Genomic DNA, 14,989 nt, shown 5'->3' on the forward strand with positions numbered 1-14,989 from the left:
GTCAGGATCTACCCGAAATCGTTCTGGCGCAGCGAAAACCCGAGAAGATCTGGCGCCTGATCGGGTGGTCCCAGTTGCGGAACGTCCCCCGGCAGGCAACGCTGTCGGTCCCGAACGATCCCCCTCGCAACACTTTGTAGTCGCCGCCGAAGAACACCTCCGAGTACTCCCGGTAGGGGAAGGCCCGGAAACCCGGATACGGATGGAAACCCGAAGACGTCCACTCCCACACGTCACCGATCAACTGCTCGACACCTGCTGCCGATGCACCCGCCGGATACGAGCCGACGCCGGCGGGACCGAGATGGCGCTGACCGAGATTGGCAAGTTTCTCGTCTGCGGACACGTCCCCCCACGGGAATCGTCGCGATCTTCCGGATTCCGGATCCCACCGCGCGGCCTTTTCCCATTCCGCCTCGGTGGGAAGCCGTTTGCCTGCCCAGCACGCGTAGGCCTCGGCTTCGTAGAAGCTCACATGCACGACGGGCTTGTCCGGTGGGACCGGAGCCTCGACGCCGAAAGTCTCGTGCCACCAACCCGAACTGTCGCGTTCCCAGAACAGTGGTGCACGGAGCTTCGCGTCGACGCGATGCCGCCAACCGTCTCGAGACCACAGTTCCGGTCGGGAATAGCCGCCGTCCTCGATGAATTCGACGAACTGCCCATTGGTGACCGGGAATCTGTCGATCGCGAAGTCGGTGAGATAGACCTGATGCGCAGTGCGCTCGTTGTCGAGTGCCCACGGTTCGTCGTCGGTCCCCATGACGAAGGGGCCGGCGGGGATCGTGACCTCGTCGAGTTCCGGCATGCGGGCCGCTTGCGGAGGGGGTGTGGCAACGAGTGCCGTGGGTCCCGAACGCAATTGGTGTGTTGCGAGCATGGTTTCGGCGTGTTGCTGCTCGTGCTGCGCGATCATCCCGAAGGCAAAACCGTCCATGTCGAGTTCTGTGCGTCCGAAGGTGCTGGCTTCGAGCACATCCCAGACCTTCCCGCGAACCGTACGTACGTATTCGCGCGCCTCGGCCGGGTTGAGCAGGGGAAGTGTGGGTCTCGACGATCTCGAATGCTTGAACGCGTCGTACAGCTCGTCTATGTCGCTACGCACCGGATCGCGGCCACCGACATCTCGCACCAGCCAGAGTTCCTCTTGATTGCCGATATGCGCCAGGTCCCACACGAGTGGACTCATCAACGGAGAATGCTGAGCGACCAATTCGGTATCGTCGACGCAGTCGGTGAGCAGCGTCGACCGTTCACGCGCTCGCAGAAGTACGGCCTCGACCGCTTCCTTGGTGATCTCCCCCGTCATGTGTCGCTCTCACCGGGCACAATTGCGCGACAACACCGTTCGGCTGCGGCATCGAGAAGACGGACAAACTGCGGCTCCGGCGCGTACGACGCGGCAAGCGACATCAGAGAGGTTGCCGCCGAACGCAGTTCGACGTCGCCCAAACCGTACTCTGCCGCATCCCGCCATCTCCCGGCCGTCGACGCTGCGGCATCACTCGCCTCACGCATCACGGCAGGCCCGGACAGCAACGCGTCGATCGCTGCTACCGGTACTCGCCACAGATCTCCCGGCTGCGCATCGATGTAGCGAACCTCCAGATGGCCGACAGCGCGAACCGGCGGGAACAGCGTGGACAGGTGATAGTCCAAGTCCGCCCAGACGGGTCGGCGTCCGATCTCGGCATCCAAAGCGCCGTCTATCCAGTCCCCGAAAGTGGCACCCCGCGGAGCCGTCCAATCGTCGCCCTCGTTTCGCACACACATCAGCGGAACATCGAGCGCCCAGCCGGCGTAGTCCTGCACTTCCGGGACTGCGACCGTTCGCCAGGAATCGAGTTCGAGCCACGTCCGCATGCGTTGGGACGCCCAATCCCCTCTCGGAACCCCTTGCAAGCGTGGAGAACACGCAAACGCAGCGATGAGCGCCGGCCCCATGTCCCCGAGGAGCCGCCAACGCTGGGCAATGGACTCCGGGCTGCCGCCGGCATCGACACTGACCTGCACTGCTGCTGTATTGCACATCATCAAGGTGCCATACGGTCCTATCCCGGCGAAGCGGGATTCCATTGCGCAATAACGTGGCAACCGGAGAATCCGGGAAGGTGGGCGGGCGACGTCGGCCGCGGCAGAACTGATTTCGATGGAGTACGACGCGAGGAGTGTTTCGAGAGTACGACGGTCTTCGTCGAGACAGTCACACAGTTCTCGGGCGGACGTCCGCGGCGCTGACGAGAGTTCGATCTGTCCGCCAGGTTCTACGGTGACGAGGCTGCCACGAGGAAGCGGAACCGCTGGTGAATCCGGGTCGATACTGGTGGGCGCGTATCGCCCGAGTGCCTTTGCCAGAGTCGCTGCTGACGGCCGCTCCCCACCGGGAACCTGGCTGGTCAGCCACTCGAGCTCAGCTCCGACCAAACGGGGTGGCCCCTGTTTGAAGCACACACCACCGACGTAGGCCTCGGCCGCAGGACGTGAATCCACCTGCGTGGTCTGTGCTGCTGTCAACGCTGCTGTCACCATTCGACTTCCCCTTCGGGCGGTCTTCGCGGTCGCTACCGACGATAGAACGCCAACGTCCGAGATGCACCCTTTGTGGTGTTACGTGTCGTTGAATTTCTTCAGTCGTATCCACCGGTACCCACAACCGGCCAGAACCACACCTGCGCCGGAAACAACCGCGATCCACGGAAGTGTGACCACCAGAACGACACAACCAGCCGCGCCGACCGCTTGCAGCCACTTCGGATACATCCGGTCCACACCGCGTTGGCTGTACGCACTCACGTTCGCGACGAAGTAGTAGAGCAGCACTCCGAACGACGAAAAGCCGATCACCCCACGAAGATCGGTTGTCGAGACCAAGGCGATCACAACGGCACCGACCACAAGTTCCGCATGGTGAGGGACCCCGAACCGTGGATGGACTGCAGCGAGGGCCACTGGCAGATCGCGCTCGCGGGCCATCGCCATCGCCGTACGACTCACGCCGGCGATCAGAGCCAGCAGCGCCCCCGCCGACGCCGCCGCGGCACCGATCACCACTACGGGAACGGCCCAACTCCACCCGACTGCGCCCACCGCATCTGCCAGTGGTCGCGCCGAATTCGCCAGCCGATCAGGTCCCAGCGTCACCAACAGCACCACCGCTACCAGCGCATAGAGGATGACGGCGACGGTGAGTGCGATCAGGATCGCCCGCGGAATCGTTCGACGCGGATCACGCACTTCCTCCCCCAGCGTCGCGATCCTGGCGTACCCGGCGAAGGCAAAGAACAGCAGTCCCGCCGATTGCAGAATTCCGTACCACGACCCGAATGCGAGATCCGGGAACTCGCGCACCGCACCAGGACCGACGACGGCAACCACCAGCGCTACACACAGCGCCGTCGTCGACACGGCGACGATCACCCTGGCCATGTGCGCCGTCCGCGTGACTCCGCGGTAGTTGACTGCAACCAGCGCTGCCACCACCAATACCGCGACGGGGACACGCCAGGCCGTAGGCGCAACATACGTCGCGAAAGTCAGAGCCATTGCCGCGCAGCTCGCGGTCTTCCCGATCACGAACGACCAGCCGGCGGCAAACCCCCACCAGGGTCCGAGCTGCTCACGTCCGTAGACGTAGGTCCCACCTGAAGTGGGGTATCTGGCCGCAAGCTGCGCCGACGACGTCGCGTTGCAGAATGCGATGAACGCTGCAATCGCCAGGCCCACAAGCAACCCGGTACCGGCTACTGCGGCAGCAGGCGCGAACACCACGAAGACTCCGGCGCCGATCATCGCGCCGAGGCCGATCACCACGGCATCGGCGGTGCCCAGTCTTCGCTCCATCGGGACAGCTTCGTTCACAGGTAGTTTGAACCACACCGACATGAACGGAAGGTGCCATGTTCGATCTCGACACGATCCGCCGCGACACCCCCGGATGCCTTGACAAGGTGTTCCTCGACAGCGCGGGATCCTCGCTCCCGCCCGAGCCGGTGCCGGCCACGATGATCGAGCACCTGCGACGTGAAGCCGACGTCGGCGGATACGTCGCAGCTGCTCGTCAGAGCGGCGCCCTCGATGCTGTTCCCCATTCGCTGGCCCGGGTCATCGGTGCTCAGGCAACCGATATCGCTTTGACGGACAGCGCGACCCGTGCGTGGAACGACTTCCTCGCTGCCGTTCCGCTCGGACCTGGTGATCGAATCCTCATCAGCGGAGTCGAATACGCGAGCAACGCCATCGCGGCACTGGGGCGGGCGCGTTCGACCGGTGCCCACGTCGAGATCATCCCGAGCGATCAGTACGGACGCATCGACCTCGACGCACTCGAGAACATGCTCGACGATCGGGTTCGCGTCGTCTCCGTCGTCCACGTCCCCACCAACGGCGGCCTGATCAACCCCGTCCGCGAGGTCGTCGAACTCGCGAGGGCCCACGGCTCGCTCGTTCTGCTCGACGCATGCCAGTCCGTCGGCCAATTGCCCATCGACGTCACCGAACTCGGCGTCGACGCCCTCAGCGCAACCGGCCGCAAGTGGCTCCGCGGGCCACGCGGAACCGGATTCCTGTACGTCCGCCCCGGACTCGTCGACGCACTCGAACCCGCTGCGATGGACCTGCACGGAGCGGAATGGACCGGCGAGAACAGCTTCGTACCCGCACCGGACGCAACACGATTCGAGCTCTGGGAAACGAGTGTCGCGGCGCGCCTGGGTCTCGGCGTCGCCGCCGACTATCTGCTCTCGATCGGCACCGACACGGCGTGGGAGCAGATCGAATCCCGAGCAGTCACGCTGAGGGAAGGTCTGGCAGCGATTTCCGGAGTCGAAGTCCGCGATCGAGGAACCCATCTGAGCGGCATCGTTTCCTTCACCGTCGACGGTATTTCCGAGCACCTGGTTCGGGATCAGCTTGCAGCACAGAACATCACCGTCACCGTCAGTGGTCGCGGGTCCACCCTCCTCGACATGGATGCCCGCGGGCTCGATGCCGTGGTTCGCGCATCGCCGCACTACTTCGTCGACGAAGCCGACCTGGACACATTTCTGGGCGCGGTCAGGGGATTGCAAACCTCCCGTTGACCGGGACCATGCCTGATCTGCGGAAGTCGAAACTGCAACTGTGGGGTGATCAGCAGTTTCGCCTTCCGAGAGGACTATTCGCATGGCCGACCCCACCGTCAGACCGATCTCCGCTGCCGACATCACCACCTGGGACTACGAGGCCGACGTCGTCGTCGCGGGATACGGCATCGCCGGCGTCACCGCTGCGATCGAAGCAGCTCGTGCCGGCGCCGAGGTGCTCGTCCTGGAGCGGACGGGCGGTTGGGGCGGAGCCGCGTCACTGGCTGGTGGATTCATCTACCTGGGCGGTGGAACGCCGTTGCAGAAGGCGTGCGGGTTCGAGGACTCGGTCGAGAACATGAAGACGTTCATGAAGGCAGCGCTCGGCCCCGGAACCGACGATACGAAGATCGACGCGTACTGCGAGGGCAGCGTCGATCACTACAACTGGCTCGTCGACGCCGGGGTCCCGTTCAAGGAATCGTTCTGGGGTCAGCCCGGCTGGGAACCGCCGTACGACGACGGCCTCATGTACTCGGGAGGCGAGAACGCCGCGCCGTTCAACACCCTCGTCGATCCCGCGCCCCGCGGACACGTTCCGCAGATGTCCGAGAAGAACACCGGCGAGAAGGGCGGCGGCTACATGCTGATGAAGCCACTCGTCGAGACGGCCGAGAAGCTCGGTGTCCGAGCAGAATACGATCTGCGCGTCCAAACTCTGGTGGTAGACGGCGATCGGGTTGTCGGCGTCGTCGCCAAGCGTTACGGCAAGGACGTCGCGATTCGCGCACGCAAGGGCGTCGTGCTGGCGATGGGCAGCTTCGCGTACAACAACGAGATGGTGCGCTCGAACGCACCGCGTATCTTCGGCCACCCGGCGGCCTCCATCGAGGCGCACGACGGCCGCGCAATCCAGATCGGTCAGGCACTCGGCGCCGACACCGCACACATGGACGCCACCGAGGTCGCGTTCTTCTGCGACCCACAGTTGATGGTGCGCGGCATTCTTGTCAACGGCCGCGGTCAGCGATACATCCCCGAGGACACCTACCCCGGCCGCATCGGCCAGGCAACGCTGTTCCAGCAGGACAACCAGGCATTCCTCGTGATCGACGAAGCTGCGTACGAGGAAGGCATGAATGCCGAATCGTCCAGTGCACAGTTGCGGGCGCAGCCGAGCTGGGTGGCGGAGACCGTCGAGGAACTCGAAGGCGAGATGGGATTGCCCGCCGGATCGCTGCAATCCACCGTCGACCTCTACAACCGGCACGCGGCTGAAGGTTCGGATCCGGTGCTCGGCAAGAAGTCCGAGTGGGTGAAGCCGATCGTCGGCCCGTTCGCGGCAATCGATCTCCGTGGCCGCACAGGCGGATTCACGCTGGGAGGATTGAAGACCACCGTCGATTCCGAGGTTCTGCACGTCTCGGGTGCGCCGATCCCCGGACTTTTCGCAGCGGGTCGCTGCACGTCCGGTGTCTGTGCGGGCGGTTACGCCAGCGGGACAAGTCTCGGCGACGGCAGCTTCTTCGGACGTCGTGCCGGAATCAGCGCGGCGCGCTAGATCACCACAACTCGCACGCCCTCGGCAAAGCGGTACGGCTGAGTCTGCAGGACTGCGCCGAGGTGTTTCCTCAGTCTGGACACCTCGGCGCGCACTGCCACGACATGCTCGCGATCACCGAAGAGCACTTCGCTCAGGCCTGCGGCATCCACACCTGCCGAACCGACGGCTGCCAGTGCCCGCAAGATCTGAGCGTGACGCGGCGAAAGCGCGCGCGTCCAGTTGGCGTCACCACGCACCGTCACCTGCGGCGATGCTCCGAGGGCCAGCTCCAGCTCGATCAACGGCCCGCCGACGCCGGTGCGCAACAGCCAGCCGTCTCCGAGCGGCTCAGGCAGACACATCCCCAGACCTGGCACGATGACGGGCTTTCCCGCACTGGGTGCTGCCACACGGTCGGGCGCGGCAATCCCGCTGGCGCCGGCTACCCAGCCGAACTCGTCGACCACCAATGCCGGACCTGTGCCTGCCGCGAACAACGGCGCCGCGCGCGAGCGCAGGCGCTCGAGCGAAGCTGCGTGCTCGCGCCACAGCGTCGCCTCCGCGAGGCGAACCGCGGTGCGCACCAGCGCGACGGTGGTGGGATGAACCGAAGCTGCGGATCCACTGATGTCCACCACGCCCAGGATCTCGCCCGTCCGTGGGTCGTGCACGGGCGAGCCGGTACACGACCAATTGTGATGCGTGGGCGCATAGTGCTCGGCCGAGAAGAGTTGCACCGCAGAGTCTTCGATCAGCGCGGTACCTATCGCGTTGGTCCCCACCGACTGCTCCGACCAGCGTGCGCCTTCCGCGAACCCGAGAGCGTCCGCCGCACGTTTGACGGTCTTCGCCCCTTCGCGCCAGAGCAGGACACCGTCGGCGTCGGCAACGACCACGATGAAGCCCGCGTCCTCGGCGACCTCGGTGAGCGTGGTTCGCAGTTCGGGCAGAACGCTTCGCAGCGCGGTACGCGAACGCCTCGCCTCCAACTCGGAGAAATCGGCAACAGTAGACGCACCGCAGTGATCCGGCGTGAGCCCGCCGGCGGCCACCCTCGACCACGACCGCGCCACGACGGTCCGCGGCTGCGCCGGTGGTTCCTGCCCGGAGAGAACTGCGTCGTGCACCCGACTGAGTAGGCGAGCATGCTGCGACAGGTCGGTACCCGGCACGACGGCACCGAGCCGACTGCCTTCGGGAGCGTTCCCCACGGTGGTCACTCCGTCAGGCTACCGCTTTCGATGTGACGCGAACCACGTCCACACGGCCAGGTCCCCACCACCTGCGATTAGCGGCCGGGAGCAAACTCCGGTAACGTATCCAAAGTTGTCTCGGCGAGGGTGAATCGCAGCAGTTCCACACGTTGCAGGTTTACCGTGATCGACGCGGCTACGGCTCAGCTCGAGCGTTTCGCTCCTGGCCGTGTGCGCGCCTGTCCGCCTTGCCGCAGGCAAAACCACACGTCAGTAAACCGAGCACGAACCCCGTGAGTTGTAGGAGCCGTTTCATCATGTCTGAAGAAAACAACCTCGTCGCCGTCGTCCGCACCGAATTCGGCAAGGGCGCAGCTCGCCGCGCACGTCGTGACGGCCAGGTCCCCACGGTTCTGTACGGCCACGGTGAAGATCCCCGCCACCTCAATGTGCCGGCTCGCGACTTCGCCGCCATCCTCCGTGCACACGGCACCAACGCCATCCTCACCCTCGACATCGAGGGCACGGAGCAGGTTGCACTGACCAAGTCGGTCGTCGTGCACCCCATCCGCAACTACATCGAGCACGCCGACCTCCTCGTCATCAAGAAGGGCGAGAAGGTCACGATCGACGTGAACGTCATCGTCGTCGGAGATGCTGCTGCAGGCACGATGGTCGCGCAGGACGCATCCACGATCTCCATCGAGGCCGACGCGCTTCACATCCCCGAGCAGATCGAGGTTTCGGTCGAGGGTCTCGAGATCGGCACCCAGATCCTGGCCAGCCAGCTCGAACTGCCCAAGGGCTCGACCCTGCAGGCTGACGCCGACACCCTGATCGTCAACGTCGTTGCTGCACCCACCGAGGCAGACCTCGAAGAGGGCGCAGAAGCTCCCGCCGCCGACGAGGCTGCAGAAGAGGCCTGATCCTCTCGGTTCCAACAGAACTCACTGCGCGCGGCGCGTCATTCCGATTCGGAGTGACGCGCCGTTCGTGCGTAGCAGGAAAAATCAAGCCAGAAAGTAGCGTCCGTTGAGCACAGATACCGCCCTCGTCATCGGCCTGGGTAATCCCGGCCCCCAGTACGAGAAGACCCGGCACAACGTCGGCTTCATGGTCACCGGCACCCTTGCCGGGCGCATGGGCGGAAAGTTCAACGTACACAAGAAGAGTGGTGCCGAAATCGTCGAAGGTCGCCTCGCCGGCCGGCGCGTGATTCTCGGAAAACCACGCTCGTACATGAATCTCTCGGGTGGCGCTGTCGCCGGTCTCGCGCGGTTCTTCTCGGTCGACGCCGCGAACATCATCGTCGTCCACGACGAACTGGATCTCGATTTCGGGACGATCAGACTCAAACTCGGCGGCGGCGAAGGCGGCCACAACGGCCTGCGGTCCATTTCGAGTTCGTTGACCACCAAGGACTACCTGCGCACGCGCGTCGGGATCGGTCGTCCGCCGGGCCGCATGGACCCGGCGGACTACGTTCTCAAGCCGTTCTCGTCCACGGAGCGAAAAGAACTCGATCTCGTATGCGAAGAGGCTGCGGATGCAGTGGAGCTACTGCTCGAACTCGGGTTGGAAGCCGCACAGAACCGCCTGCACTGACGGTCAGTTACCCAGCAGTGCAGCCGAATTCGCGCGGCGGAGCTTCCCCGACGACGTCTTCGGGATACTGCCGGGACCCAGGACCGCAACGGCGCGAGGTCGGACACCGACGTCGGCAACCACGGCGTGGACCACTTCGCGTTCGATACGCTTGACCTCTTCCGGATCTTCGAACGCGTTGGTCTCGACGGCGACTGCAAAGCTCTCACGCTTCTGGCCGGCGTCGAGACGAATCGCGACGGCGTTTCCGGGACGCACACCGGCAACGGTTCCGGCCGCCCGTTCGATGTCTGTGGGGTACACGTTCCGGCCGCCCATGATGATGACGTCCTTGACTCGCCCGCACACCACGACCAGTCCTTCCTCGGTGAAGTACCCGACGTCACCGGTGTCGAGCCAACCGTCGGCGTCCTGGGCCGGCTTGTGTCCGTCGACCGTGACGTACCCGGGGGTGACTGCCTTGCCGCGAACCTCGATGATTCCGACACCGCGGGCCGGAAGCACCTGACCGTCACGGTCGACGATGCGTCCCTCGAGGTCAGGCACCATCTTGCCGAGTGTGGCGAGGGCACGAGCGTTGGGGCGATTGGACGGCACCGCTCGAGACATCGATTCGAGAAAGTCTGGATCGACGTAGTCGAGGACCTGACCTTGATCGGGATCCGGAATCGACACGGCGAGCGTGGTTTCCGCCATTCCGTACACGGGCGCCAGCGCAGTCGGGTTCAAACCGAAACGCGCACCTGCCTCGGCGAGTGCATCCATCGTGTCGGGATCCACCGGCTCGGCGCCGTTCCACATGTATCGGACGCTGGACAGGTCGACTGCCCCGTCTTCCGCCTGTGCGAGTCGACGAGCCAAGAGCGAGTACGCGAAGTTCGGTGCGGCGGTGACGGTTCCGCCGTACTTGCCCATCAGTTCGGCCCACAGCACCGGGGTGCGCAGGAAATCCATCGGCGTGATGCTGATGACCTCTGCGCCCACCTGCATCGGAACCGTGAGAAAACCGACCATGCCCATGTCGTGGAAGAGCGGAAGCCAGCTCACCATCACGTCGTCTTCGATGGAGAACTTGATGCGGTTGATCATGGCGTAGGCATTTGTGTAGAAGTTCTCGTGCGTGATCTGCACGGCCTTGGGCGAACCGGTGGAACCGGACGTCAACTGCTGGAGTGCGATATCCGATTCGGCCGTCTCCACGGGATCGATCGACGTTCCGCTGCGAAGCTCGTCCACCGTCACGACGGTGATGCCACGCTCTTCGAGGAGCGGCTTGGCCGCGTCGAAGGGCGCACCCAGAATGACGGCTTTCGCGGAGATCATGTCGATCACAGTCTCGGTGTCCTGAGCCCAGACGCCCAGATCCGTTCGGGGGGTCGGCTGATGCAGCATCGTCACCGACGCACCGCGCATCCACGTCGCCTGGCAGGCAGGTGCGATGTCGACGGGCTGTCCGGCGAGAATGCCGATCGCGACGCCGCGATCGATACCGACCTCGGCCAGGCCGCCGGCCATGCGCCGAGCCTCCTGGTGGATGTCGCCCCAGGTCTGACGGAAAGCGTTGTCCGGCTCTCCCGTCACCAGGCCGCGGTCGGTGACTGCGGCGGTCGCATACATCTCTTCGGTGAACTTGCTCAACGCAACTCCTCGGTCAGTGTCACTCTTCGATCAGTGCAACTCTTCGCAGGACACAAATGGCTGTGTGTTCGAACACACACATACATGGATAATCAGCGATCGTTCGCCGAGTGTTACGCCGCAGTGGCTATTGCATCGTGGTCTGCGAGTATCCTTTCTCTGTTGTGCTGCCGCACTCTCCACCTGTCCGCGCACCGGCACGTCGCCGGCACCGACGCCCACTTCGAGAGGTTCTTCGTTGACTACCCCGTCCGACTCGACCGTCCCTTCCGACTCGACTGTCCAGTCCGACACCGAAGGCCCCGATTCAACCGAGAGCGGGTCGGTCGCGGTCACGACGACGACCAAGGGCCTGTCCGCCGAGGCAGAGCGTCGCCGCACCTTCGCCGTCATCTCGCATCCCGACGCCGGAAAGTCGACGCTGACCGAAGCGCTGGCACTGCACGCGAAGAAGATCTCGGAGGCAGGAGCCGTCCACGGCAAGGCAGGCCGCAAGTCGACGGTCTCGGACTGGATGGAGATGGAGAAGGCCCGCGGCATTTCCGTCAGTTCCACCGCACTGCAGTTCAACTACCACTCGTCCGAGACCCCGGACGAGCAGATCAACGTCATCAACCTCGTCGACACCCCCGGTCACTCCGACTTCTCCGAGGACACGTACCGCGTCCTGACCGCCGTCGACGCGGCGGTCATGCTCATCGACGCTGCCAAGGGCCTCGAACCGCAGACGCTCAAGCTGTTTCAGGTGTGTCGTCACCGCGGCATTCCGGTCATCACCGTCATCAACAAGTGGGACCGTCCCGGTCAGACTCCTCTCGAACTGCTCGACGAGATCAGCGAACGGATCGGCCTCACACCCACCCCCCTGTACTGGCCGGTCGGCATCGCCGGCGACTTCCGCGGACTGCTGCGGCGCGGTGAAGACGGTGAGGCTCGCGAGTACGTCCGCTTCACCCGTACCGCAGGCGGCGCGAAGATCGCCCCCGAAGAGGTCATGGACGCCGACGCGGCGTTCGCCAAGGAAGGCTCCGAGTGGGAGACCGCGGCCGAGGAGAGTGAACTGCTCTCCGCTACCGGCCAGGACCACGATCAGGAGATGTTCCTCGCCGGTCAGACTTCCCCGGTGATCTTCGCGTCCGCGATGCTCAACTTCGGCGTCCGCCAGATCCTCGACACCCTCGTCGAATTGGCGCCGCCGCCGCGTGGGCGCGAAGACCTCAGCGGCAAGCCGCGCGAGGTCACCGATCCGTTCAGTGCGGTCGTCTTCAAGGTGCAGGCCGGTATGGACACCGCGCACCGCGACCGTCTGGCGTTCATGCGCATCGTCTCCGGCGTGTTCGAGCGCGGCATGGTTGTCACACACGCCCAAACCGGCAAGCCCTTCACGACCAAGTACGCCCAGACGGTATTCGGACGTGAACGTTCCACCGTCGAATCCGCGTTCCCCGGCGACGTCGTCGGCCTCGTCAACGCCACCGCACTCGCACCCGGCCACACGCTGTACACCGAGAAGAAGGTGGAGTTCCCGCCGATTCCGTCGTTCGCGCCGGAACACTTCTCGATCCTGCGCGCCGAAAGCGCCGGCAAGTACAAGCAGTTCCGCCGTGCTGTCGACCAACTCGATTCCGAGGGCGTCGTCCAGATTCTCCGCAACGACATCCGCGGCGACGCCTCCCCCGTCATGGCGGCTGTCGGCCCGATGCAGTTCGAGGTCGTCGCAGCGCGCATGAAGGCCGAGTTCAACGTCGAGGCCAAGATGGAACCGCTCGGCTACGCATTGGCTCGCCGTACCGACGCCGCGTCCGAGGTCGAACTGAACCGTCAGCGCGGTGTGGAGGTCTTCACCCGATCCGACGGTGTTCTGCTCGCCCTGGTCAGTGACAAGTGGCGCCTGCAGTACATCCAGAAGGAACTCCCGGATCTGACGCTCGAACCCCTCGTCGCTGCTGCGGACTGATGAGCCTGATCGAGGCGCTGTTCGACGCCGAACTGCACATCGGCAGCGCCACGATTCTCTGGCGAGAGATCATCGGAAACGCGTTCGGCATCGGCTCCGCGATCGCGGGCGCGCGACGCTCGGTATGGGCGTGGCCCGTCGGTATAGCCGGAAATGCCTTGTTGTTCACGGTGTTCATGGGCGCACTTTTCCACACGCCGCAAGAGCTCAATCTCTACGGCCAGGCCGGCCGTCAGTTGTTGTTCATCACCGTCAGCGTCTACGGGTGGACTCAGTGGCGACGCGGGGCACGCGACTCCGGTCGCGCAGTCCTGCCCCATTGGGCGACAACTCGCGAGCGCGTCGCCATGATCGCCGTCATGACCAGCGGCACAATCGCTTTCGCCTGGATCTTCGACCTCCTCGGCTCGTACGGAGCGTGGGCGGAGGCCTGGATCTTCACCGGCTCCATCCTCGCGACATACGGCATGGCGCGCGGCTGGACCGAATTCTGGCTCATCTGGATCGGCGTCGACGCCGTTGGTGTTCCCCTTCTTTTCCGAGCCGGCTATTACCCTTCGGCGATCCTCTATCTGGTCTATGCATTCTTCGTCCTGTGGGGCTTCGCAATGTGGCTGCGCATTCAACGCCGAACTCCACAAGGGGTGTGACCGTAAACCAACTCCTGGTATGTTTGCGTCGATTAAGCAAACCGGCGGTCTGTTTACGGGCATCAGGAGCGAAACAATGGAAGACAAGAATTCTCACGGAATAGCGGGCCCCAACGGTGCCGGCAACGGATCGAGAGCCAATAGTTCCGCAAGTAATGGTTCTGCAAGCAATGGTTCTGCAAGCAATGGTTCTGGGAGCAACCTTTCCACGGGTAACGGTTCCAGCAGTGCCACCGCCACAGCGGATTTTCTGTCGACCGCACCCAAGCAATCCGATGCATTCACGTTTCCGCTTCCTGCCCGAACCACGGCCGCACACAGCAGCGGAGAGGACCTTTCAGTGCCAGCTTCAACACGCGAATCATCGAGGACGCTCGAAACTCGGAGTCGTACCGTCGTACGTCGCGACGCGATGGGCGTAGCCGCCGTTCGAGTGGCCGGTCGACTCACCCACACCGAACTCATCGCAAATCAGGCCTCACCCTCGAGCGCACATTCCTCCGATCCCACGACGGATCTGGACGAGTTGCTCACGATGCTCGGCAGCTACCTGTTGTCCTCGGGGTTCGAACATCCCGAAATCCACGCCAAGCTGGGCGGACAGTCGATCGTCGTCAACCTCGTATCGCCGGAGATCAGCGCGAGCTGATCTGGGCCCAGCTGCCCCTTAGGGCCACAGCACTGCTCGTGTCCATGCTCGGTCCGAGCCGCGCCGGTACAACCACCGCTGATGCCGACGCCCGGAGTCTGCCTGCCAGAACTCGACAGACTCCGGCTCGAGGCACCACGCACGCCAGTCCTTCGACACGAACCCTGGGTCGTCGCTGATTCTTGCTTCCGCAGCGGCCACCGACGCGTCGTACGCCCCTAAGTCTTCGAGCACCTCGCTCTGCTTACTTGCCGTCGCCACCGCTCGCGCGGTGACGGAGCGTTCGACGAAGTCTCGGCGTCGAAGTGCGTCGTCGCCCTCGCGAACCGTTCCGCGAATCCGGACCTGTTGGCCTGTTTCGCGCCAGTAGAAGGCGAGCGATGCTCGCGGATTTTCTTTCAGCTCAACACCTTTCGGCGAAGCAGCTGAACCAGAGAACCAGAACCCACCCTCGGTCACGTCCTTGAGGATGAGGAAGCGAGAATCAGGCATACCGTCGCCGTCCACGGTCGAGAGCGCACACACGTGTGGCTCGACGACGCCGAAGGCCACGGCCGCACGGAGCCAGTCGAGGAACAACTCCCCCGGCTTTTCCGGAAAACACTCGGGCGCGGGCGGCGGAGTTCCGGTCAGCGCGGGGATACCGCGAATCCACGTCCGTACGTCAGGCAGCGAAAAATCTGCATCAACCATG

At 64.2% G+C, this 14,989-nt stretch carries 13 protein-coding genes; 7 read left to right on the forward strand and 6 right to left on the reverse strand.

Features of this window, described 5'->3' with window-relative positions; translation table 11 throughout:
* Position 1: 1 nt before the first annotated feature.
* The 3 genes from egtB to AOT96_RS01815 all read right to left on the reverse strand — a co-directional run bounded on the left by egtB (position 2) and on the right by AOT96_RS01815 (position 3,882).
* Positions 2–1,309: an ergothioneine biosynthesis protein EgtB gene (gene egtB / locus AOT96_RS01805; RefSeq protein WP_065351227.1), complete on the reverse strand. Its 1,308-nt coding sequence runs from the start codon at positions 1,307–1,309 to the stop codon at positions 2–4.
* The gene (gene egtA / locus AOT96_RS01810; protein ID WP_065351228.1) at positions 1,306–2,529 is read right to left on the reverse strand and encodes an ergothioneine biosynthesis glutamate--cysteine ligase EgtA; all 1,224 of its coding nucleotides are present in this window, start codon (positions 2,527–2,529) and stop codon (positions 1,306–1,308) included. Before egtA ends, egtB begins: the two co-directional genes overlap by 4 nt.
* 78 nt (positions 2,530–2,607) lie before the next feature.
* Positions 2,608–3,882, reverse strand: coding sequence for an APC family permease (locus AOT96_RS01815; RefSeq protein ID WP_042448927.1), 1,275 nt, complete (start codon positions 3,880–3,882; stop codon positions 2,608–2,610).
* 14 nt (positions 3,883–3,896) lie between these two features.
* Here AOT96_RS01815 and AOT96_RS01820 point away from each other — a divergent pair, with 14 nt between their 5' ends.
* Together AOT96_RS01820 and AOT96_RS01825 are read left to right on the forward strand one after the other, a co-directional pair.
* The gene (locus tag AOT96_RS01820) at positions 3,897–5,078 is read left to right on the forward strand and encodes an aminotransferase class V-fold PLP-dependent enzyme (RefSeq protein WP_065351229.1); all 1,182 of its coding nucleotides are present in this window, start codon (positions 3,897–3,899) and stop codon (positions 5,076–5,078) included.
* Between the two features lie 82 nt (positions 5,079–5,160).
* Positions 5,161–6,621, forward strand: coding sequence for an FAD-dependent oxidoreductase (locus tag AOT96_RS01825; protein WP_063316788.1), 1,461 nt, complete (start codon positions 5,161–5,163; stop codon positions 6,619–6,621).
* On the opposite strand, the gene AOT96_RS01830 is transcribed toward AOT96_RS01825, so the two are convergent.
* Positions 6,618–7,823, reverse strand: coding sequence for a GAF domain-containing protein (locus tag AOT96_RS01830; RefSeq protein ID WP_042448934.1), 1,206 nt, complete (start codon positions 7,821–7,823; stop codon positions 6,618–6,620). The genes AOT96_RS01825 and AOT96_RS01830 overlap by 4 nt on opposite strands.
* 290 nt (positions 7,824–8,113) lie before the next feature.
* Between AOT96_RS01830 and AOT96_RS01835 the strand changes: the two genes are divergently transcribed.
* Positions 8,114–8,722: a 50S ribosomal protein L25/general stress protein Ctc gene (locus AOT96_RS01835; protein ID WP_003946242.1), complete on the forward strand. Its 609-nt coding sequence runs from the start codon at positions 8,114–8,116 to the stop codon at positions 8,720–8,722.
* 106 nt (positions 8,723–8,828) lie between these two features.
* Positions 8,829–9,401, forward strand: a complete 573-nt coding sequence (pth, locus tag AOT96_RS01840) for an aminoacyl-tRNA hydrolase (protein WP_065351230.1) — start codon at positions 8,829–8,831, stop codon at positions 9,399–9,401.
* Positions 9,402–9,404: 3 nt separating this feature from the next.
* Here pth and AOT96_RS01845 read toward each other — a convergent pair whose 3' ends face one another.
* Positions 9,405–11,039, reverse strand: coding sequence for a fatty acyl-AMP ligase (locus tag AOT96_RS01845; protein WP_007728923.1), 1,635 nt, complete (start codon positions 11,037–11,039; stop codon positions 9,405–9,407).
* 352 nt (positions 11,040–11,391) lie between these two features.
* On the opposite strand from AOT96_RS01845, the gene AOT96_RS01850 reads away from it, so the two are divergent.
* From AOT96_RS01850 to AOT96_RS36530, 3 genes are all read left to right on the forward strand, one after another.
* Entirely contained in the window at positions 11,392–12,996 is a 1,605-nt protein-coding gene (locus AOT96_RS01850) for a peptide chain release factor 3 (RefSeq protein WP_372447529.1), read from the forward strand.
* Positions 12,996–13,646: a nicotinamide riboside transporter PnuC gene (pnuC, locus tag AOT96_RS01855; RefSeq protein WP_050654516.1), complete on the forward strand. Its 651-nt coding sequence runs from the start codon at positions 12,996–12,998 to the stop codon at positions 13,644–13,646. The genes AOT96_RS01850 and pnuC overlap by 1 nt, the downstream gene beginning before the upstream one ends.
* A gap of 340 nt (positions 13,647–13,986) precedes the next feature.
* On the forward strand, positions 13,987–14,295 hold the full coding sequence (locus AOT96_RS36530; protein ID WP_306669658.1) for a hypothetical protein: 309 nt from the start codon (positions 13,987–13,989) through the stop codon (positions 14,293–14,295).
* Positions 14,296–14,313: 18 nt separating this feature from the next.
* Here AOT96_RS36530 and AOT96_RS01865 read toward each other — a convergent pair whose 3' ends face one another.
* The gene (locus AOT96_RS01865) at positions 14,314–14,988 is read right to left on the reverse strand and encodes a pyridoxine/pyridoxamine 5'-phosphate oxidase (RefSeq protein WP_064687522.1); all 675 of its coding nucleotides are present in this window, start codon (positions 14,986–14,988) and stop codon (positions 14,314–14,316) included.
* Position 14,989 lies beyond the last annotated feature (1 nt).

The sequence above is a fragment of the Rhodococcus sp. 008 genome (assembly GCF_001682295.1).
In the GTDB taxonomy this organism is placed as follows: Bacteria; Actinomycetota; Actinomycetes; order Mycobacteriales; family Mycobacteriaceae; genus Rhodococcus_F; species Rhodococcus_F qingshengii.

What these genes read in the sequence shown, in the direction of transcription:
- AOT96_RS01865 (WP_064687522.1), bottom strand. Translation starts at nt 14,988, where the DNA reads ATGGTTGATGCAGATTTTTCGCTGCCTGACGTACGGACGTGGATTCGC.
- AOT96_RS01835 (WP_003946242.1), top strand. Translation starts at nt 8,114, where the DNA reads ATGTCTGAAGAAAACAACCTCGTCGCCGTCGTCCGCACCGAATTCGGC.
- AOT96_RS01815 (WP_042448927.1), bottom strand. Translation starts at nt 3,882, where the DNA reads ATGTCGGTGTGGTTCAAACTACCTGTGAACGAAGCTGTCCCGATGGAG.
- AOT96_RS01820 (WP_065351229.1), top strand. Translation starts at nt 3,897, where the DNA reads ATGTTCGATCTCGACACGATCCGCCGCGACACCCCCGGATGCCTTGAC.
- AOT96_RS01825 (WP_063316788.1), top strand. Translation starts at nt 5,161, where the DNA reads ATGGCCGACCCCACCGTCAGACCGATCTCCGCTGCCGACATCACCACC.
- egtB (WP_065351227.1), bottom strand. Translation starts at nt 1,309, where the DNA reads ATGACGGGGGAGATCACCAAGGAAGCGGTCGAGGCCGTACTTCTGCGA.
- pnuC (WP_050654516.1), top strand. Translation starts at nt 12,996, where the DNA reads ATGAGCCTGATCGAGGCGCTGTTCGACGCCGAACTGCACATCGGCAGC.
- egtA (WP_065351228.1), bottom strand. Translation starts at nt 2,529, where the DNA reads ATGGTGACAGCAGCGTTGACAGCAGCACAGACCACGCAGGTGGATTCA.